Below are 18,336 nucleotides of genomic sequence, written 5' to 3'. Positions count from 1 at the left end.
TATATCCAGGTCGGAGGCATGGTTTCATGCCAAACTTTTGACTTGGGAGAATCGTCATGACCTTTGGCACCAGTGCGAATTTTGATGCCATGGCATCCCTGCGAAGCGACGGGCAGGCGGACGGGACCAGCAAGCCCGGTCGCCGCGACTCGACGTTGCAGAAGGCCTTTGAAACGCAGATGCACATGACCCAGAGCCTGTTCGGCGAACGGGGCAGGGACTATGAAGAGGGCGGCAGGGGCGGCCTGGATGTTTCCATTGTCAACGACGCCATGATGTTCGAGGCCCTGGCCACCATCAACCGGCTCATGCGCGACGAGGCCGGGCTGCCCCGGATCGGGGCGGGCAGGCCGGGGGCGCGCTCCGGCCTGTCGGCCACGGGAGATGCGACCGGCGCGGACATGGCTGATGTGGGCGCGCTTTCGGCGCGTTTCGAGTCCGGCAAAGCCGGGGTGGCCGCAATAGGCTACGACAGCGTGGGCGGCACCTCCTACGGCACCTACCAGATCGCCTCGAAACCCGGCACCATGGACAAATTTCTCTCCTATCTCGACGAGCACGCCCCGGCCTGGGGCGAGCGACTGCGCAACGCGGGATCGGCGGACACCGGCTCAACACACGGGGGGATGCCCGCCGCCTGGAAGGCCATTGCCGCCGAGGACCCGGAGAGGTTCGGGCGTTTGCAGCACGAGTTCATCGTCGACCAGACCTATGCGCCCGCCAGGACCATGATCCTCGACCAGACCGGGCTTGATTTCGACAATGCGCCGCCCGCCCTGCGCGAGGTGCTCTGGAGCACGGCGGTGCAGCACGGTCCCACCGGCGCGGCCAGGATTTTCGGCAAGGTCATCGACCGGTTCGTCACCTCGGCCAGCGAGGGGGAGTTCAGCGAGAAGCTCATCGAGGGCGTGTACGACACCCGCAAGGGGCAGTTTGGCTCGTCCACCAAGCGGGTCCGCCAGAGCGTGGTCAGCCGGTTGAACGAGGAGAAGCAGCTGGCCCTGAACATGCTGGAGCACACGCCGCTCAGCCGCATGGTCTAGCAGGCTGCTGACAAAGGCCCGATTGCGTCGTTGCTTCAAAAAAGGCAAACCCTCGCGTATTATATATACGCGTCGGTCTTGCCTTTTTTTCGCGCCTAGCACTCGAACCTTTCTCAGCAGCCTGCCAGAGTGGGCTTTGTCAATACTCTGAGGCGCGGGAAACCGCGCCTTTTTTATCGGGAAAGGGAGGTTTCGATGTCCGGGTCCAGGTCCACGCGCAGGGTGCCCAGCCGTTTGTCCACCACCACCTGGCCGTGGGCGAACCCCTTGACCTTGCGCACGTCTTTGACCAGGGCGTACATGACCTCGGCCTTGCCATCGTCCCTGCTGTGGCTTTTGATGGCGCAGAGCCGGGCGGCCTCGATCAGGGTGCGCTCCGGCACTTCCTGGGCCGGGTGGTCGCGCTTGAGGATGACGTGGGAGCTGGGGGCGTCCGCCAGATGGAACCAGTAGTCAAAGGGGCTGGCCGCGCGGCTGAGCATGTCGTGGTTGGCTCGTTTGTTCTTGCCGCGCACCAGGGTGAAGCCGTCGCTGGATTTGAAGACCGTGACCGCCAGTCCTCTATACCGCTTGGGCAGGGGGGGAGGCCCCTGGGGCAGGGGGATGTCGGATTCGTCGGGCCGGGCCAGGGGCTGGATCACGCCGCGCTCAAGCTGGTCGAGCTGGTCCAGCAGTTCGGCGCGCCGTCGGTGGATATGGGGAAATCCGCGCTCGGCCTTGGCCGCCCGCTTGAAGTGGAGGGTCATGTTCTCCACGGGCGAGAGGTGCGGGTTGAGGGCCACGGTCATGGGTCCGCGTTCCGGGTGGGTCACGGTGATTGCTTCCAGAGACTTTGCGTCCTTGAACCGGTACAGCTCGGCCTGCAACGCCTCGGCCATGATCTTCTCGTTGGCCAGTTCCCGCAGGCGTGCCTCTTCCTCGTCCAGCCGGGCCAGATTCCGTTTGATCTTCTTTCGTTCGCGCTTGAGCCGGGTCTGCTCCGGTCGTTCCTCTTCCATCTCCAGGAGCGGGAAGAGGGTGCGCTGGCCAAAGGCGTTGGCCGCCCCAATAGCCGTGCTGAACGAGTCGTCGTCCTGTCCGCCCGGCCACGCCTGGGGCGGCTGGGGCGTGTCGGATTGGGCCGGGAGATGAAAGGTCTGCGCCGTGCCGCCAGCCACGTTCAGGTAGAGCCGGTGCGCCTCGTCAGGCGGCAGGCCGGTCAGAGCCTTGCGCAGCGGCGGCGAGATGTGCGGATACTCGCGCCAGATGTCCGGGTCCTCAAGCACGTCTTCCAGGGCGGGCCAGTCGGGCTGTGCGCCGAACCCGGGCTCTAAGGAATCGACAAGGCTCATGCCGTTTCGCACATCAAGGACGAGATGGTCGCCGCAAGGCGGATCCTGGCGCGGGGTCAGCTCCAGGGCCAGACGCAGGGAAGGCCAGTCCATGGTCCAGCCGATGATCTTGCGGTTGCGCAGCCGTTTGCGAAACCACATGGCCATGGCCGGGGCGTCCTTGGGATTGGGGGGTTTGACAACGGACAGGAAAAGGAGACCGGCCAGTCTGGCCGGTCTGAAGAGCAGGTGGAGCGGTTCGCCCGCGCTCTGGAGCGTCAGCGTCCACACTCCGGGGACAGGGCCAAACACCTTGTCGATGCGGCGGCCAAGGAGCGTGTGGCCCAGCTCGGCGGCGAGGAAGCGAAAGAAGTTTGCTTCCATGGCGTTTGCGGGGCGGGCGGCGCGACGAACGGGCGGCTAGTCGCCGCGAACAGCTTCGTCTTCTTCCTGCTTGCTCTTGCAGTTGATGCAGAGCGTGGTCATGGGCCTGGCCTTGAGGCGCGGGATGGAGATGTCGTCGCCGCACTCTACGCAGACGCCAAAGTTACCGTCCTCGATGCGGTTGATGGCCTTCTGGACCTTTTTGATCAGCTTGCGCTCGCGATCGCGCAGGCGCAACGTGAAGGCCCTGTCGGACTCCGCAGTGGCGCGGTCAGCCGGGTCGGCGTAGACTTCGCCCGATTCGGTCATGTCCTCGATGGTCTCTTCGCTCTTCCTGAGAATATCATCGAGCATTCCGTTCAGGGCATCCTTGAAGTACTGAAGGTCTTGTGCGTCCATACGTCTCCCCTGGATTGGCAGCGGGTCGGTTGAGGGGTTTCGTCGATTGGAAATCAACGAATTAAAGCGCGTAGGTATACCAAAACTGACCCAAAAGTAAAGCCTTTCCATTAGTCGAAAAAATTCAAGGAGTTCATACTCTTTGCTTTTACGGCCAAAATGCAAAATAGGCTTGACACCTCAAGGTGGCGTGGGTAAACAGTGTTTCGCTTTTGAGAGCGGGAATAACTCAGTGGTAGAGTGCAACCTTGCCAAGGTTGAAGTCGCGGGTTCAAATCCCGTTTCCCGCTCCAGAAGAGGCGACATAGCCAAGTGGTAAGGCAGAGGTCTGCAAAACCTCCATTCTCCGGTTCAAATCCGGATGTCGCCTCCACAGCGCGGGAATAACTCAGTGGTAGAGTGCAACCTTGCCAAGGTTGAAGTCGCGGGTTCAAATCCCGTTTCCCGCTCCAGGCTATTCGGGGCCGACCTACGGGTCGGCCCCTTTCCCGAACACCACGCGCGGGAATAACTCAGTGGTAGAGTGCAACCTTGCCAAGGTTGAAGTCGCGGGTTCAAATCCCGTTTCCCGCTCCAGAGCATGCCAGCCGGCCCTTATCCGAGGGTCGGCTTTTTTCTCCCTGGCCAAGCGACAGGCCTTCCTTTCTCTCCATTATCCAACATATTGTGCGGACAGGGTATTTTTGGCAATATTGACAAAGGTTGTTTTTTTGTCACGATTATCGCGCGTGGCGGTATGGTCTCTGCAAAGTGGCGTGCGACGGCAAACATTTCCCAAACCGAAACACCGTCGCACACCACATATGAACAAGACGCATCAGACACATGGGCCGCGCCGGGCCGGGGAGGAACGCCCGGCGTTCCTTCTGAACGGCTCGCCGCTTGCCTCGGCAGGCATGCAGGCCAGGAATTTCACGACCGCCCTGGATTATGCGGGATCGGGCATTGCGCCGGATTTCTACACCCCTGACAGTCTGGCGCAGGACATCGAGCGGCTGTGCGACCCGGATCAGGTGGCGACCGACGAGTGTTTTCTCAACGTGGCGGTGAAGTATTTTTTTGCCTACGTCCATGACGGGGCGCACGGGGAGCGGGTGGAGTACGGCGAGATAGCCGGGCTGTATGGGCAGTTCTCCCGGCATCACAGCCTCAACGAGCCGGGCGACGACATCGAGATCATGAACCGGCTCAGGCAGTGGTCGCCGGTGCTTCGGGCTCTGGCGGACGCGCCCAGGGCGGCCCACGTCATGCGCGCGGTCATCGGCCAGCGCGACGCGCCCCGCCCATCCCACCCCCATGACGGACCCTATCTTGGACCCTACCTCGGAGTAGACATCGGGGCCGGGACCGGCATCATGCTGTTGGCCCAGCAGATCCAGGCGCGGCGCAACGGCTTTGCCGACGTGCAGACCCTCGGCTTCCAGGCCGACCCGGTCTCGGGCGAGCGCACCCACGATCTGGTCCACTCGCTGGGCGCGGGCAGCGTCATGCTGGCCGACCCCACCCGCGAAGGGGCCTACAACATCCTGCGCGGCCGCATGATCAGCTACGTGGCCAACGAGATGGTGGCCGGGATGCAGCAGTCCCTGTGCGAGGCAAACTTCTTCAACAAGTACAAGGCTTTTTTCGGCGCAGTGGCAGGCAATGCGGACCGGGCCGCCTTTTTCCCCGAGGGGCTCATCGCCCACAGTGGACAGGCGGGCATCTCCCTCATCTTTGCCAAGGAGAACGCCTTCCAGGCCCCGCCGGAGTATATGAACGCCGAGTTCATCCCCCAGGGGCTGATCATCGAGGGGCGGGTGCTGCCCATGCACCGGCTGGGCACGGGGTTCTATCGGTATTTGACCTAGATGTTTCGGGATGATGACGTTCAAGCCCGGCCTTGTGCCGGGCTTTTCGTTTGATCGGATCAATGCTCCAGGGATTCGTCAAAGGAGCTTGCGCCCTTGGCAAAGCTCCAGCGCTTGAGCCTGCCCGCCTCGTCGACAAAGGCCGTGAGCACGAAGGGCTGCCGCCTGCCGCCAAAGTGGCGGGCCAGGACCGGATTGGTGCTGGCAAAGCGCAGGTCGCCAAAAGCGACCGCGGTCCCGGCGGGGTCGGGCGAGGCTTCGCGGGTGACATAGGGCCATTTGGCGAACCATGCGTAGGTGGCGAACATGGACTCCTGCCCGCCCAGGGTTTCAAGCTCGCCGGTGTCGGCCCGGCGGTAGCGGCGGGGCGGTTCAACCGCTCCGCCCAGCAGGTCCATGGTGTCCAGCAGGTAGTCCTGGTCAAGGGTGGTGACCACCTTCCAGTACCGGGGCGACAGGGCGTCGGGCGTGACGTGGACCTCGTCGAAGTCAACGCCGCTCGCGGTCAGTTGGCGGGCGTAAACCCCTTCAAGATACGCGCCTGCGGCCATGTTGGCCAGCGGATAGGCGAAGAACCAGACCATGCCCGCCAGGGCGATGGCGTGCCTGGATTTTTTCATGACAATGGCGAGACCGATCAGGGCCAGGGCCATGAGGGTGAAGAGCGGGTCGATGATGAACGCGCCGTCCAGGGCGAAGCGGTGGGTGGAGAACGGGGCCAGGATCTGGGTGCCGTAGGTGGTGATCAGGTCGAGCCAGATGTGGGTCAGGATCATGGCATAGGCGAAAAAAGCGGCTGCGGCAAAGGAGGTGTTCCTTGAAATGCGCCGGTAGATCGCGGCCAGGGCCAGGGCCATGACCAGCCCGCCGAAGAAAGAGGTGGTGATGCCCCGATGGTGCAGCAGGTCGAATTCCGGGTCACCGTCGCCAAAGAAGATGTCTGCGTCCGGAATCCACGCGCAGAGCATGGCAAAGGGGACGAGATATCGCGCCCCTGGCAGCCACCTGCGGGCCGCCAGCGCGCCCATGACGCCCGAGGATATGTGGGTGACCGGGTCCATGGCCCATGATATGCCATGAGGCCCGAATTGTAAAACGAACTTGCGGTTTGTGCTTGTGGCGGGTAGATATCCGGGAAAGACAAAGGAGTGAGACGACATGCTGAAACCGTCCGTGGGCGTTGCCCTTGAGGGTCTTCCCTATATACTCATCGCGGCCTTCGCGACCCTGATATTCGCGGTCATCGGCTTTTGGCCCATGGCCGTCATCGGTCTGGGGATCACCTGCTTCATTGGCCATTTCTTCCGCGACCCGGAGCGGGTCGGGCCTGAGGACGCCGAGGCCGTGTGCTCGCCCGCAGACGGCAAGGTGATCAAGGTCGGCCAGGCGTCGGACCCGGTCAGCGGCGAGTTGCGCCAGGTCATCTGCGTCTTCATGAACGTCTTCAACGTCCATGTGAACCGCATGCCTGTTTCCGGCAAGGTCGAGCTGGTCCGTTACATCCCCGGCAAGTTCTTCAACGCCTCCTTTGACAAGGCGAGCACGGACAACGAGCGCAACGTGATGGTCATCACCGGCAAGGGCAACCAGCGTTTCACCGTGGTCCAGATCGCCGGGCTCATCGCGCGGCGCATCGTCTGCTGGGCCGAGCCACAGGACAAGCTCAAGCGGGGAGAGCGGTTTGGCTTGATCAAGTTCGGTTCAAGAGTTGACCTTTACATGCCTGATGGCTATGTATCACTTGTCAAGGTCGGCGACACGGTGGTCGCAGGCGAGACGGCTCTGGCGGAAAAGCGCAAGGCGTAACCCCGGAGAATGTTGGATAACAGATCAATCTGGTTGGAGAAATGAGCCTGCCACGACACAAGAGCGTCTACCTTCTGCCGAACCTGCTGACCACGGCCAGCCTGTTCATCGGCTTTCTGGGACTGATCTGGGCCATCCAGGGGGATTTTACTTCCTGTGCCCTGTGCATCCTGGCGAGTTGCGTGTTCGATGGTTTGGACGGCAAGGTGGCGCGGTTGACCAACACCACCAGCGAGTTCGGCGTCCAGCTCGACTCCCTGGCCGACTTGGTGGCTTTTGGCGTGGTGCCTGCGGTCATGGCTTATCTCTGGGTGCTTGAGGATTTCGGCAGGCTGGGGCTGATCGCCGCCTTTCTGTTCATGGCCTGCGGCGCGCTCAGGCTGGCCCGGTTCAACGTCCAGACCGCCACCACCTCCAAGAAACATTTCGTGGGCTTGCCCATCCCGGCTGCGGCCTGCACCCTGGCCACCCTGGTGCTGTTCACCGTGTATTTGCCAGCATCGGCCATGGAGACGCTCTTGCCCACCGCCACCCTGGTGCTGGTCTACGTGCTCTCCTTCTTCATGGTCAGCACCATCCGCTTCTATTCCTTCAAGGAACTCAGCGCGTTCACCGCCCATCCTTTCAGCTGGATGGTCACGGCGATCCTGGTCTTTTCCCTGATCGCCTCCCGTCCCAGACTCCTGGGGTTCGTCTTCTTCCTGGGCTATATCGTTTCCGGGCCGCTCTACACCCTTTTCCTACTATCCCGCAGAGGCAAGCGACTACTACGGGATAGCTCCAAGGAAGAGCTGGGCTAGCTCTCACTCATCCCATACTGGTACGTCGTACTGACCCCTGATCGCCGCGCACACGATGCGCGTTGGCGGGTTTATTCATATTCACGAACTTTTTTCAGGGCCCTTGGCAAAGGGCCGCAACGGAGGACGCAATGGCTGACAGAGTATACGTGTTCGACACCACCTTGCGCGACGGCGAGCAGTCGCCCGGCGCGACCATGAATCTGGACGAGAAGATCCGCATGGCCCGGCAGCTTGAGACCCTGGGCGTGGATATCATCGAGGCCGGGTTCCCCATCGCCAGCCAGGGCGATTTCGAGGCCGTGCAGGCCATCGCCAGGGCGGTCTCCAACGTCCAGGTGGCCGGGCTGTGCCGGGCCGTGACCGGTGACATCGATCGCTGCTGGGAGGCCATCAAGGAGGCGGAGAACCCGCGCATCCACACCTTCCTCGCCACCAGCGACATCCACATGAAATACAAGCTCGGCAAGACCGCAGACGAGGTGCTGGTCATGGCCGAGAAGGCCGTGCGCCACGCGGCCTCATACACCGACAATGTGGAGTTCTCTGCCGAGGACGCCTCGCGATCGGACTGGGACTTCCTGGTCAAGGTCACCGAGACGGTCATCGACGCCGGGGCGCGGGTGGTCAACATCCCGGACACCGTTGGCTATACCCAGCCTTTTGAATACTTTGAGCTGATCAAGTACCTGATGGACAATGTGCGCAACGTGGACAAGGCGATCATCAGCGTCCACTGCCACAACGACCTCGGCTCTGCCGTGGCCAACAGCCTGGCCGCCATCCGGGCCGGGGCGCGCCAAGTGGAGTGCACGGTACTCGGCATTGGCGAGCGGGCGGGCAACGCCGCGTTGGAGGATCTGGTCATGGCACTGAACACCCGCAAGGAACTCTACGATGTCGAGACCGGCATCGTCACCGAGCAGATATTCCCGTCCTGCCGCCGCCTCTCGCAGATCATCGGCATGCCCATCCCGCCCAACAAGGCCATTGTCGGGGCCAACGCCTTTGCCCACGAGTCGGGCGTGCATCAGGACGGGGTGTTCAAGAACCGGCTGACCTACGAGATCATGACCCCGGCCTCCATTGGCCGCACCAGCAACGACATCGTCATCGGCAAGCATTCCGGCTCCCACGCGGTGCGCAGGAAGGCCGAGGAACTGGGCTACGTGCTGGACAACGAACAGGTGCAGGTGCTCTTCAAGGCGGTCAAGGAACTGGCCGACAAGAAGGAGCAGGTCTTTGACGAGGACGTGGAGGCCCTGATCCTGGAGAAGGTCTACCGCCGCCGCGACCGGTTCCGGCTGGTGGATATGAGCGTCTTCTCCGGCACCGGCATCGTGCCGCCCCATTCGGCCATGGTCATGGAATTTGGCCGCGAAGGGGATGAGGTCGCGATCAGGCGCACCAGCGAATTCGGCGAAGGTTCTGTTGACGCGGTGTTCAAGTCCATCTACTCCCTTGTGGGGATGTCTCCGAAACTTGAATTCTATTCGGTCAACGCCGTGACCGAGGGGTCCGACGCCCTGGCCGGCGTGGCGGTGCGCATCGAGCACGACGGCGTCAAGTCCGTGGGCCGCGCCAACGACGGCGATGTCATCAGGGCGAGCGCTCTGGCCATGATCAATGCACTGAACAGGCTGGAAAAAGCCAAAGAGGAGAAATAAGTGATGGGTCAGACTTTAGCCGAGAAAATCCTGCAGGGACATACGGATCAGGAGATCACCGGAGCAGGGCAGATCATCCAGTGCCGCGTGTCCATGGTCCTGGCCAACGACATCACCGCCCCCCTGGCGATCAAGTCGTTCAAGGCCATGGGAGCCGATAAGGTCTTTGACCGGGACAAGGTCGCCCTGGTCTGCGACCACTTCACCCCCAACAAGGACATCGACTCCGCCGAGCAGGTCAAGGTGGTGCGCGAGTTCGCCGAGGCCATGGGCGTGACCCATTACTACGAGTGCGGCGAGGTGGGCGTGGAGCATGCCCTGCTGCCCGAGAAGGGCCTTGTGGGCCCCGGCGACGTGGTGGTGGGCGCGGACTCGCACACCTGCACCTACGGAGGTCTGGGCGCGTTTGCCACGGGCATGGGCTCCACCGACATCGGCGCGGCCATGGCCCTTGGCGAGACCTGGTTCAAGGTGCCGCCCACCATCCGGGTGAACATGACCGGCAAGCCCGGCCAGTATGTCGGGGGCAAGGATTACATCCTCAACCTCATCGGGCGCATCGGCGTGGCCGGAGCGCTTTACAAGGCCCTGGAATTTTCCGGCGAGGCCGTGGACAATCTGACCGTGGAGGGCCGCATGACCATGGCCAACATGGCCATCGAGGCGGGCGGCAAGGTCGGCCTGTTCCCGGTGGACGCCAAGACCCTGGCCTATACGGCCCAGGCGGGCCGCTTGGGCGATGTGGCCATGACCCCGGACAAAGACGCGGTTTACGAGCGGCTGGTGGAGATCGACGTGACTTCCATGGCCCCGCAGGTGGCCTGTCCGCACCTGCCAGACAACGTCAAGCCTGTGGACGAGACCTCGGGGCTGCGCATCCACCAGTCGGTCATTGGCTCCTGCACCAACGGGCGCATCGAGGACATGCGCGAGGCCGCGTCCATCCTCAAGGGCCGCAAGGTCGATCCCAAGGTGCGCTGCATCATCCTGCCCGCCACGCCGACCATCTGGAAGCAGTGCATGAAGGAAGGGCTGATGGAGATTTTTATGGACGCCGGGTGCATTGTCGGGCCGCCCACCTGCGGTCCGTGCCTGGGTGGGCACATGGGCATCCTGGCTGGCGGGGAGCGCACCGTGGCCACCACCAACCGCAACTTCAAGGGCCGCATGGGCTCCCTCGAAAGCGAGGTTTTCCTGTCCAACCCCTGGGTGGCTGCGGCCAGCGCCATCGCGGGCGAGATCATCAACCCCGCAAAACTCTAGGAGAGAGACGATGAAAGTGACCGGAACCGCCCACATGGTGGGCGATCACATAGACACCGATGCCATCATCCCGGCCCGTTTCCTGGTGACCACCGATACCGCCACGCTGGGCGCCAACTGCATGGAAGGGCTTGAGGCGGGCTGGGTCAAGCGCGTCAAGCCCAACGACATCATCGTGGCCGGGGACAATTTCGGCTGCGGCTCGTCGCGCGAGCACGCGCCCATCTCCATCCTCGGCGCGGGCATCCCGGTGGTGGTGGCCAAGAGCTTTGCCCGCATCTTCTACCGCAACGGCTTCAACATGGGTCTGGTGCTGCTCGAAGTGGGCGACGACATCGCCAGGATCAGGGACACCGACCGGATCGAGGTCGATACCGCCACCGGCGTCATCAGGAACCTGACCACCGGCGACGAGATCACCTGCGCGCCCGTGCCGCCGTTCATGCAGAACATCCTGGATGAGGGCGGACTCGTGGAATACGCCAAGCGCAGGCTCGCCTAGCGGCGCAGGACGAACCGGAAAAATCACTGGAGAGAATCATGAAGATTTGCGTTATGCCCGGAGACGGCATTGGCCGCGAGATCGTGGCCCAGGCCATGCGCGTGCTCGACAAGGTGGCGGCCAAACATGGCCGCGCATGTGAAACCACCGAGGCGCTCATCGGCGGCTGCGCCATCGACGCCACGGGCGTGCCCCTTCCGGCGGACACGGTGGCCAAATGCAAGGATTCCGACGCCGTGCTGCTGGGCGCTGTGGGCGGCCCCAAGTGGGACACCATCGACCCGGCCATCCGGCCCGAAAAAGGGCTGCTCGGCATCCGCAAGGAGCTGAAGCTCTTCGCCAACCTGCGCCCGGCCACGTTGTTCAAGCAATTGACCGAAGCCTGCTACCTGCGCCCGGACATCGTGGCGCGCGGGCTTGATGTCATGGTCGTGCGCGAGCTGACCGGCGGCATCTACTTCGGCGAGCCGAGGTTCGACGGCATGCAGGACGGCGAGCGCTTCGGCTTCAATACCATGGTCTACCGGGAGCACGAGATCCGGCGCATCGCGCGGGTCGCCTTCGAGGCCGCGCGCAAGCGCTCAAGCCGGGTCTGTTCCGTGGACAAGGCCAACGTGCTTGACGTGTCCAGGGTCTGGCGCGAGGTGGTTATTGATGAGCACGCCAGGAATTACGAGGACATCGAGCTGTCGCACATGTATGTGGACAACGCGGCCATGCAACTGGTGCGCGACCCGTCCCAATTCGACGTGATGGTCACGGGCAACCTGTTCGGCGACATCCTCTCGGACGAGGCCGCGGCCATCACCGGGTCCATCGGCATGCTGCCGTCCGCGTCCCTGGGCGAGGCCAACCCCGGCCTGTTCGAGCCCATCCACGGCTCCGCGCCCGACATCGCGGGCCAGGACAAGGCCAACCCCCTGGCCACCATCCTCTCGGTTTCCATGATGCTGCGCCACTCCTTTGCCATGGCCGAGGAGGCGGACTGCATCGAATCCGCCGTGGAGCAGGCCCTGGAACAGGGCTACCGCACCGGCGACATCATGCAGCCGGGCTGCCGCCTCGTGGGCTGCACGGAAATGGCCGAGGCCGTACTGGCGAACATCTAGCGTTCGCTGCCGGACACCAGTCCGGCCACGGAATGCAACGAATCAGGGCCGACGCGCACAGAGTGCGTGTCGGCCCTGTTATGTCATGGTGCCTGGCTTGCCCGACCCGTGCGTCCGGTCTCTAGTTGGCGTGGCAATCCTTGCAGGCCACAGGCGCCTTGCGCCCCTGCTTGACCATGTCCTTGTGGCAGCCGAGGCAACTGGCCGTGGAATCCTTGGCATGGAAGGCGGCGTAGAAGGTCGTGGACTCCTTCTTGCCCGGCTGGTCGTGGCAGCCCGCTGCGGCGCAGCTGGCGATGGCGCCCTTGCCGTCCCAGGTGTGGTGGCAGGTGGCACAGTCGATTGCGGCCTTGCCGTGCCGGTCGTGGGAGAAATCGACCGGAGCCTTGGTGGCCTGCATGGACGGCGGCGGCGCGAGGCGCATGTCCGCAGGCGCGGGGGGCGCGGCCAGGGCCGGGGTGGCGGCCAGAATCAGGAAACAGGCGGCGATAGTGAGCAGGATGCGATGCATGGGAATCCTCCGGGTGTTGATGGACTGTGTCGCCTGGAGTGTCGCAAAGGGTATGCCAAGTTTTAATCACCTGTATTTGCTAGGAATGTTATTGGCTTTGTTTCGCGAGTGTACAGAATTTGCGCACGGGCGACCGAAGTTTTCCCGCTGGCAGGGCATGAAAAAGCCCTCCGCAGCGGGTGCCGGGGAGGGCTTGTGGTCTGGTTGGGGAGTTGCGGTGTGATCAGCCCCAGAGCTTGAGGCCGGTGGGTTCGTCAAAGACGCGGTTGAGGGCCTCGCCGGGGATCTCGGTGATGATGGCCTCGGCGGCGAAGATGATGTTGCCCTCCATGGCGTGGCCGCCCAGGCATTGGCAGGCGGCGTCGCTCAAGGTCAGGTGCAGGTGGACAAAGGTCTCGCCGTCGAGCAGCGAGACATTGCCGATCCCGGCCAGGATCTCGACATGGTGGTCGATGGCGTGGGTCTCGTACTTGCGGGCGTCCTGGTGGTAGTAGCCCAGCCGGGCCTGCTCCATGGCCCCGATGACCTGGATGGAGCCGCGGGTGATACCGTTTTCGCGACAGACGCGGCCCAGTTCAGCCACGAGGTCTTCGCCTTTTCTTAGGCGTTGCATGATGGTCTTGCTCATGGGTGTCTCCTTTGGTTTTCCGTGTGCCCACGGGGGCTACATCTCGATTTTGACGTTCTCGGGGCTGAGTTTGCGTTCCAGCCGTTTGGCGTACTGGCTCATGAGGTAGCTGGGCACGAAGTAGAGCATGGCCACGGTGGTGAAGATTTCAAAGGGGTAGATCATGATCCGGTTGTTGATGGCGTAGGCCGCCCGGGTCAGCTCCGTGACGCCGATGATATAGACCAGCGAGGTGTCCTTGAAGGCGGCGATGAACATGCCCACCAGGGCGGGGAGCATCTGCTTGAGGGCTTGGGGCAGGATGATTTTGCGCATGATCTGAAAGTAGCCCAGGCCCGAAGCCGTGGCCGCCTCCACCTGGCCCACCGGGATGTTCTCGATGCCGCCGCGCACGGTTTCGGCGATATAGGCGGCAAAGAAGAAGGTCAGGGCGATGGTGCCGGCCCAGAAGGTCTGGATGTCGATCTTGAAGACGATGCCGAAGATGACGGTATTGGTCCAGAAGATGACCAGAATGAGCGGGATGCTCCTGACGAATTCGATGTACACGGTACTGGGAATCCGGAAGATCCGATTCTTTGCCGTCCTGCCCATGCCTACCAGAAGCCCGATGAAGAAGCTGCCGATGATGGAGATGACGGCGATGAGGACCGAGCCGGACAGACCGCCGAGGCCGTGGAAGAATTCCGTGGGATCGCCATCGGGAAACCGCCAGATGAGCAGCGTCGGCAGGTTGCTCCAAATGATTTCGAAATTGAATCCGGCTACGGCCAGACCGGTTTTGTAGGTGAGATACGCAAGGACAGCCACAAAGAGCCCCTTGGAGGAAAGGGTCAACCCCTTGCCGGAAAAGCGCAGCATCCGGCGCATGAGGGAGAGCGTCTTTGTCGCATCGGGTGCCTTGCGGAAATGCCACAGGATATGCTCAAGGCCATTGCCGAGGAGGTTCAGGGGCAGGAAGATGAAGTCCGCGATCTTGCGCAGGAAAGGCTCCTGGCCCTTGGGTAGGATTTTGAGCCGGATGTTCACCAGATTCAGGATGCCTGCAATGGACAGGGAAAGGCAGCTATAGACCGCCGTGGCCACGGTCATGGCCTCGAAGGTGTGGTAGGTCAGGGAATAGACCTCCTGCATGGACCAGCAGAGCTCGGCAACACCGATGGTCATGGCCAGGGAGGTGTTCTTCATGTTGTTGAGGAATTCGCTGCCCAGGGGCGGGATGATCTCCCTGAAGGAAAGGGGGAGGATGATCTTGCGCAGGGTCTGGCTGAAGTTCAGACCGGAGGAATAGGACGCCTCCAGGAGCCCTTTGGGGATGGACTGGATTCCGGCCCGGATGATCTCGGCCATGAAGGCGCCGGTGAAGATGCCGCAGCCGATGGTCGCTGTCCAGAATTCGAAATTCATATCAAAGAGCTGGATGCGGATTTCCTCGGGAAAGGCATAGGGCAGGGCGAAATTCCAGAAAAAGAGCTGGATGAGCAGCGGCGTGTTGCGGAAAAGCTCCACATAGCTGGTGGCGAACCAGTAGACCGGCTTGAAGCTGGAGAGCCGGGCCAGACCGAAGATGGTGCCCAGGCCAAGGGCTATGGCTGCGGAGTAAATGGTGATGGTGATGGTCAGCCCCAGGCCGTCGAGCATGAGCTTGCCCATGTGCCCGTACTGACCTTCGGTGGTGAAGACAGCCCAGTTGAAATCGTATTTGAATTCAAAGACAAAGGCGAAATAATAGGTCACCAGACCGAACAATGCCAGCAGGGTGATATTCTGGATCCAGATTTTCTCGATATATCTCTTGAACATGCGTTTCCCTGAAGAAAGGTCCCGGAGCAGGGTGCTCCGGGACCAGGTTTGGCTCAAGCAATCAGCTTAGGGCCACAGCTCAATCTTTTCGGTCATGGGGAAGGGGTAGTCGGTGTCAGGGCCGAACCACTTGTTGTAGATGGTCATGTAGGTGCCATCCTTCCACATGTCCTGGATGGTGAAGTTGATGATGTCGCGCCATGCGGAATCATCCTGGGGCAGGCCGATGCCGTAAGGCTCGTCAGAGATGAAGTCGCCCACCAGCTCGAACTGGCCGGGAACCTTTGCAGCGTAGCCGAGCAGGATGGTGGAGTCGGTGGAGATGGCCTGGACGCGACCGGAGCGCAGGGCCTCGAACATGGCGATTTCACCGTCGTAACCGATGACCTTGGGGTCGGGGTTGCCGAGCTTCTTCAGGTATTCGGTGGCGTTGACGATGGAGGTGGTGCCCTGCATGGAGCCGACCTTCATCCCGGCCAGATCCTTGACGTCCTTGACCGCACCCTTCTTGGCCAGGAACTTCTGGCCGTCAAAGAAGTAGGTGATGGAGAAATCGATCTTCTGGTCGCGCTCGCGCTTGTGGGTCATGTTAGCCAGGACCATGTCGACCTTGGGCGGATCGGTCTGGACAAAGGAGACGCGGGTGTTGTTGTTGACCACGACCTTTTCCAGGGTGCAGCCGAGGCGTTTGGCGATCTCGGTGGCCATGTCGACGTCGAAGCCGACCCATTCGTTCTTGTCGTTGATGAAACCGCCGGGGATGCCCTGGTTGGACATGCCGGCTTTGACGACTTTGGTGGACATGACCCGGTCGTAGGTGGGACCGGCAAAGGCCACGGTGGCGGCCATGACAAGCAGGGCGGCCAGAACACTGATTTTGAGGACTCTCATTTCCACTCCTTCAATCGTTGAGTTCGTCCGAAGACCCAGGCGCGCACCGTACCCGCCCGGACGTATCCAAAAAGCCTAGTGGCTGAGGATCTTGCTGAGGAAATCCTTGGTCCGGTCGCTTCTGGGGTTGCTGAAGAATTCCTCGGGGGTGTTCTCCTCAATGAGAAAGCCGCCGTCCATGAAGATGACCCGGTCGGCCACTTCGCGGGCAAAGCCCATTTCGTGGGTGACGCAGATCATGGTCATTCCCTCTCGGGCCAGGGATTTCATGACGTCGAGCACCTCGTTGATCATTTCGGGGTCAAGGGCGGACGTGGGCTCGTCAAAGAGCATGATCCTGGGCTGCATGGCCAGCCCGCGCGCGATGGCCACGCGCTGCTGCTGGCCGCCCGAGAGCTGGGACGGATACGCCCCGGCCTTGTCCGGGATGTCCACCTTCTTGAGCAGGTCCATGGCGATGGCCGTGGCGTCGCCCCTGTTCATGCGCCTGACCATGGTCGGGGCCAGGATGATGTTGTCCAGCACCGTCATGTGCGGGTAGAGGTTGAACTGCTGGAAGACGAAGCCCACCTCGGCCCGGAGCAGGGTCATGTTGGTGGCGGGGTCGGACACGGCCATGCCATCCACGGTGATGGTGCCGTCCTGGATCGGCTCAAGCCGGTTGATGCACCGGATGAGGGTGGATTTGCCAGAGCCCGACGGACCGCAGATGACGACCACCTCGCCTTTTTTGATATCGAGATTGATGTTGTTGAGGACCTGGAAATCCCCATACCATTTATTTACATTTTTGAAAGAAATCACGGTCGCTCCCCAATAAAAGTGGTCAGCCACAAGGCCAGAGGTCTCCTAGCAGAATTTTCGCCTGTGGGCAATGATGGTTCAGGCGGAACTGGTGGCCGCCGAATAATATTCTGTCAAATGGCTGGTCTCGGAGGAATCAGTTGGCCACCATCATTTCTTGCACCATGATGCCTTGGTCAGCATTCGGTCATGCTCATGGCCAGCCCGGCCAGGGAGGTCTCCTTGTACTTGCGCGACATGTCGTGGCCTGTCTGGGCCATGGCCTGGATGACCTTGTCTAAATCCACCTTCTGGTAAGACTCGTCCAGGGTCGAGGCGATGAGGTAGGCGTTGAACGCCTTGACCGCGCCCATGGCGTTGCGCTCGATGCACGGGATCTGGACATAGCCGCCCACCGGGTCGCAGGTCAGGCCGAGATGGTGCTCCATGGCTATTTCCGCCGCGTTTTCCGTGACCTGAAAACGGTAGCCGCGGGCGTAGGCCAGGAAGGCGGCGGCCATGGCAGAGGCCACGCCCACCTCGCCCTGGCAGCCCACCTCGGCCCCGGAGATGGACGCGTTGTGCTTGGCCAGGAACCCGATGCAGGCGGCCACAAGCAGACCCTGGCGAATTTCTTCCTGCGTGGCTCCCATGTGCCGCTTGAGGGTGTGGAGGATGGCGGGCAGCACGCCCGCGCCGCCGCAGGTGGGCGCGGTGACCACGCAGTGTCCGGCCGCGTTCTCCTCCGAGGCGGCCAGGGCATAGGCGTTGACCGCCTTGAGGAAGCCCGAACCCTGAAAATATTCGCTCTTGGCCCGGTTGTACATGACCGGGGCCTTGCGCTGCAGCCCGATGGTGCCCGGCAGCACGCCCTCGGTGACGATGCCGCACTCCACGGCCCCTTCCATGACCTCGGTGATCCGGTCGAGCCCGGCGTAGATCTGCTCCTCGGTCATGCCTGTGATGGCCTGCTCGTTGGCCAGCAGCAGCTCGTGCAGGCGCATGGAGTGAGCGCGCAGGTGGGTCTTGAGCTGGGTCATGGTTTCGTAGGGGTAGGCCGGGAGGCCGCGCTTGGGCTCTTCCCACCCCGGCCAGCGCAGAAAGCCGCCGCCAACCGAAAAGAAGATGCGCTCGAAAACCACCTCCGCCCCATTCAGGAGCCGGAAGATCATGGTGTTGCTGTGCGGGTAGTCGTGCTGCACCGCGTCGAAGATGATGTCGCGGGTGTGGTAGGGCAGGGTCTTGCCGCCAAGGTCGAGGTCAAAGGGGCGCTGGCTGTCGTCGAACTCCTCGAGGACATTGGGCAGGCAGGTGTCGGGCTCGTGGCCCAGCAGCCCGGCCATGATGGCGCGCGGTGTGCCGTGCCCGTTGCCGGTGGCCGAGAGCGAGCCGAACAGGCGGATTTCCACGGTCCCGGCTCTCTGGCGATCCGCGTCAGGGAGTTGGCGGACGCTTTCCATGAAGTCGAATCCGGCCCGCATGGGGCCGATGGTGTGCGAGCTTGACGGGCCTGGCCCGATCTTGAGCAGTTCGAAGATCGATGTGGATATGGCGGGCATGGCGTCCTTTCCCTGCGGTGTTGAGGTT

At 62.3% G+C, this 18,336-nt stretch carries 17 protein-coding genes and 4 tRNA genes; 12 read left to right on the top strand and 9 right to left on the bottom strand.

Translation table 11 applies throughout. The features are described from left to right. Nucleotides 1-56: 56 nt before the first annotated feature. Complete coding sequence (locus DAES_RS09680) at nt 57-1,043, top strand: VgrG-related protein (protein WP_013514842.1); 987 nt, start codon at nt 57-59, stop codon at nt 1,041-1,043. 173 nt (nt 1,044-1,216) lie between these two features. Here DAES_RS09680 and DAES_RS09675 read toward each other — a convergent pair whose 3' ends face one another. Together DAES_RS09675 and dksA are read right to left on the bottom strand one after the other, a co-directional pair. Beyond that, nucleotides 1,217-2,737 carry an NFACT RNA binding domain-containing protein gene (locus DAES_RS09675; RefSeq protein WP_013514841.1) on the bottom strand — a complete coding sequence of 507 codons (1,521 nt, stop codon included), beginning with the start codon at nt 2,735-2,737 and terminating at the stop codon, nt 1,217-1,219. Nucleotides 2,738-2,773: 36 nt separating this feature from the next. Beyond that, the gene (gene dksA / locus DAES_RS09670; protein ID WP_013514840.1) at nt 2,774-3,136 is read right to left on the bottom strand and encodes an RNA polymerase-binding protein DksA; all 363 of its coding nucleotides are present in this window, start codon (nt 3,134-3,136) and stop codon (nt 2,774-2,776) included. 218 nt (nt 3,137-3,354) lie between these two features. On the opposite strand from dksA, the gene DAES_RS09665 reads away from it, so the two are divergent. The 5 genes from DAES_RS09665 to DAES_RS09645 all read left to right on the top strand — a co-directional run bounded on the left by DAES_RS09665 (nt 3,355) and on the right by DAES_RS09645 (nt 4,986). Continuing rightward, nucleotides 3,355-3,429: transfer RNA gene (locus DAES_RS09665), tRNA-Gly, on the top strand. Nucleotides 3,430-3,434: 5 nt separating this feature from the next. Further along, nucleotides 3,435-3,509 (top strand) — tRNA-Cys (locus DAES_RS09660). Between the two features lie 4 nt (nt 3,510-3,513). Continuing rightward, nucleotides 3,514-3,588: transfer RNA gene (locus DAES_RS09655), tRNA-Gly, on the top strand. Nucleotides 3,589-3,637: 49 nt separating this feature from the next. Beyond that, nucleotides 3,638-3,712, top strand: a tRNA-Gly gene (locus DAES_RS09650). Between the two features lie 227 nt (nt 3,713-3,939). After that, the gene (locus DAES_RS09645) at nt 3,940-4,986 is read left to right on the top strand and encodes a hypothetical protein (protein ID WP_013514839.1); all 1,047 of its coding nucleotides are present in this window, start codon (nt 3,940-3,942) and stop codon (nt 4,984-4,986) included. A gap of 59 nt (nt 4,987-5,045) precedes the next feature. On the opposite strand, the gene DAES_RS09640 is transcribed toward DAES_RS09645, so the two are convergent. Continuing rightward, the gene (locus DAES_RS09640; protein WP_013514838.1) at nt 5,046-6,047 is read right to left on the bottom strand and encodes a metal-dependent hydrolase; all 1,002 of its coding nucleotides are present in this window, start codon (nt 6,045-6,047) and stop codon (nt 5,046-5,048) included. A 97-nt stretch (nt 6,048-6,144) separates the two neighbouring features. Between DAES_RS09640 and DAES_RS09635 the strand changes: the two genes are divergently transcribed. From DAES_RS09635 to leuB, 6 genes are all read left to right on the top strand, one after another. Further along, the gene (locus DAES_RS09635; RefSeq protein ID WP_013514837.1) at nt 6,145-6,792 is read left to right on the top strand and encodes a phosphatidylserine decarboxylase family protein; all 648 of its coding nucleotides are present in this window, start codon (nt 6,145-6,147) and stop codon (nt 6,790-6,792) included. 41 nt (nt 6,793-6,833) lie between these two features. Then, nucleotides 6,834-7,592 (top strand): CDP-diacylglycerol--serine O-phosphatidyltransferase, encoded by a 759-nt coding sequence (gene pssA / locus DAES_RS09630; RefSeq protein ID WP_013514836.1) that lies wholly within the window; start codon nt 6,834-6,836, stop codon nt 7,590-7,592. 131 nt (nt 7,593-7,723) lie between these two features. Further along, nucleotides 7,724-9,259, top strand: coding sequence for a 2-isopropylmalate synthase (locus tag DAES_RS09625; protein WP_013514835.1), 1,536 nt, complete (start codon nt 7,724-7,726; stop codon nt 9,257-9,259). Nucleotides 9,260-9,262: 3 nt separating this feature from the next. Further along, nucleotides 9,263-10,522, top strand: coding sequence for a 3-isopropylmalate dehydratase large subunit (gene leuC, locus DAES_RS09620; protein WP_013514834.1), 1,260 nt, complete (start codon nt 9,263-9,265; stop codon nt 10,520-10,522). 10 nt (nt 10,523-10,532) lie between these two features. After that, entirely contained in the window at nt 10,533-11,024 is a 492-nt protein-coding gene (locus DAES_RS09615; protein ID WP_013514833.1) for a 3-isopropylmalate dehydratase small subunit, read from the top strand. Nucleotides 11,025-11,062: 38 nt separating this feature from the next. Further along, a complete protein-coding gene (gene leuB / locus DAES_RS09610; RefSeq protein WP_013514832.1) occupies nt 11,063-12,133 on the top strand; it encodes a 3-isopropylmalate dehydrogenase in 1,071 nt (356 codons plus the stop codon). A 121-nt stretch (nt 12,134-12,254) separates the two neighbouring features. Here leuB and DAES_RS09605 read toward each other — a convergent pair whose 3' ends face one another. The 6 genes from DAES_RS09605 to DAES_RS09575 all read right to left on the bottom strand — a co-directional run bounded on the left by DAES_RS09605 (nt 12,255) and on the right by DAES_RS09575 (nt 18,308). Further along, complete coding sequence (locus DAES_RS09605; protein ID WP_013514831.1) at nt 12,255-12,644, bottom strand: cytochrome c3 family protein; 390 nt, start codon at nt 12,642-12,644, stop codon at nt 12,255-12,257. Nucleotides 12,645-12,867: 223 nt separating this feature from the next. After that, entirely contained in the window at nt 12,868-13,272 is a 405-nt protein-coding gene (locus DAES_RS09595; RefSeq protein WP_013514830.1) for a PPC domain-containing DNA-binding protein, read from the bottom strand. A gap of 36 nt (nt 13,273-13,308) precedes the next feature. Beyond that, entirely contained in the window at nt 13,309-15,075 is a 1,767-nt protein-coding gene (locus tag DAES_RS09590) for an amino acid ABC transporter permease (RefSeq protein WP_013514829.1), read from the bottom strand. A gap of 66 nt (nt 15,076-15,141) precedes the next feature. Then, nucleotides 15,142-15,966 (bottom strand): ABC transporter substrate-binding protein, encoded by an 825-nt coding sequence (locus DAES_RS09585; RefSeq protein WP_013514828.1) that lies wholly within the window; start codon nt 15,964-15,966, stop codon nt 15,142-15,144. A gap of 75 nt (nt 15,967-16,041) precedes the next feature. Next, a complete protein-coding gene (locus DAES_RS09580) occupies nt 16,042-16,770 on the bottom strand; it encodes an amino acid ABC transporter ATP-binding protein (protein ID WP_013514827.1) in 729 nt (242 codons plus the stop codon). 176 nt (nt 16,771-16,946) lie between these two features. Beyond that, nucleotides 16,947-18,308 carry an L-serine ammonia-lyase gene (locus DAES_RS09575; protein ID WP_013514826.1) on the bottom strand — a complete coding sequence of 454 codons (1,362 nt, stop codon included), beginning with the start codon at nt 18,306-18,308 and terminating at the stop codon, nt 16,947-16,949. Between the last annotated feature and the right edge of the window lie 28 nt (nt 18,309-18,336).

Origin of the sequence: Pseudodesulfovibrio aespoeensis Aspo-2, from assembly GCF_000176915.2 — a bacterium.
GTDB classification, from domain to species: Bacteria; Desulfobacterota; Desulfovibrionia; order Desulfovibrionales; family Desulfovibrionaceae; genus Pseudodesulfovibrio; species Pseudodesulfovibrio aespoeensis.
The sequence above is the reverse complement of the archived record's forward strand: the minus strand, read 5'-3'. Positions and strand labels throughout refer to the sequence as shown.

Excerpts from the sequence above, each read along its gene's own strand:
- dksA (WP_013514840.1), bottom strand. The coding sequence starts at position 3,136 with ATGGACGCACAAGACCTTCAGTACTTCAAGGATGCCCTGAACGGAATG.
- DAES_RS09590 (WP_013514829.1), bottom strand. The coding sequence starts at position 15,075 with ATGTTCAAGAGATATATCGAGAAAATCTGGATCCAGAATATCACCCTG.
- DAES_RS09635 (WP_013514837.1), top strand. The coding sequence starts at position 6,145 with ATGCTGAAACCGTCCGTGGGCGTTGCCCTTGAGGGTCTTCCCTATATA.
- DAES_RS09680 (WP_013514842.1), top strand. The coding sequence starts at position 57 with ATGACCTTTGGCACCAGTGCGAATTTTGATGCCATGGCATCCCTGCGA.
- DAES_RS09575 (WP_013514826.1), bottom strand. The coding sequence starts at position 18,308 with ATGCCCGCCATATCCACATCGATCTTCGAACTGCTCAAGATCGGGCCA.
- DAES_RS09605 (WP_013514831.1), bottom strand. The coding sequence starts at position 12,644 with ATGCATCGCATCCTGCTCACTATCGCCGCCTGTTTCCTGATTCTGGCC.
- DAES_RS09645 (WP_013514839.1), top strand. The coding sequence starts at position 3,940 with ATGAACAAGACGCATCAGACACATGGGCCGCGCCGGGCCGGGGAGGAA.
- leuB (WP_013514832.1), top strand. The coding sequence starts at position 11,063 with ATGAAGATTTGCGTTATGCCCGGAGACGGCATTGGCCGCGAGATCGTG.
- DAES_RS09625 (WP_013514835.1), top strand. The coding sequence starts at position 7,724 with ATGGCTGACAGAGTATACGTGTTCGACACCACCTTGCGCGACGGCGAG.
- pssA (WP_013514836.1), top strand. The coding sequence starts at position 6,834 with ATGAGCCTGCCACGACACAAGAGCGTCTACCTTCTGCCGAACCTGCTG.
- DAES_RS09595 (WP_013514830.1), bottom strand. The coding sequence starts at position 13,272 with ATGAGCAAGACCATCATGCAACGCCTAAGAAAAGGCGAAGACCTCGTG.
- leuC (WP_013514834.1), top strand. The coding sequence starts at position 9,263 with ATGGGTCAGACTTTAGCCGAGAAAATCCTGCAGGGACATACGGATCAG.
- DAES_RS09615 (WP_013514833.1), top strand. The coding sequence starts at position 10,533 with ATGAAAGTGACCGGAACCGCCCACATGGTGGGCGATCACATAGACACC.
- DAES_RS09640 (WP_013514838.1), bottom strand. The coding sequence starts at position 6,047 with ATGGACCCGGTCACCCACATATCCTCGGGCGTCATGGGCGCGCTGGCG.
- DAES_RS09585 (WP_013514828.1), bottom strand. The coding sequence starts at position 15,966 with ATGAGAGTCCTCAAAATCAGTGTTCTGGCCGCCCTGCTTGTCATGGCC.
- DAES_RS09675 (WP_013514841.1), bottom strand. The coding sequence starts at position 2,737 with ATGGAAGCAAACTTCTTTCGCTTCCTCGCCGCCGAGCTGGGCCACACG.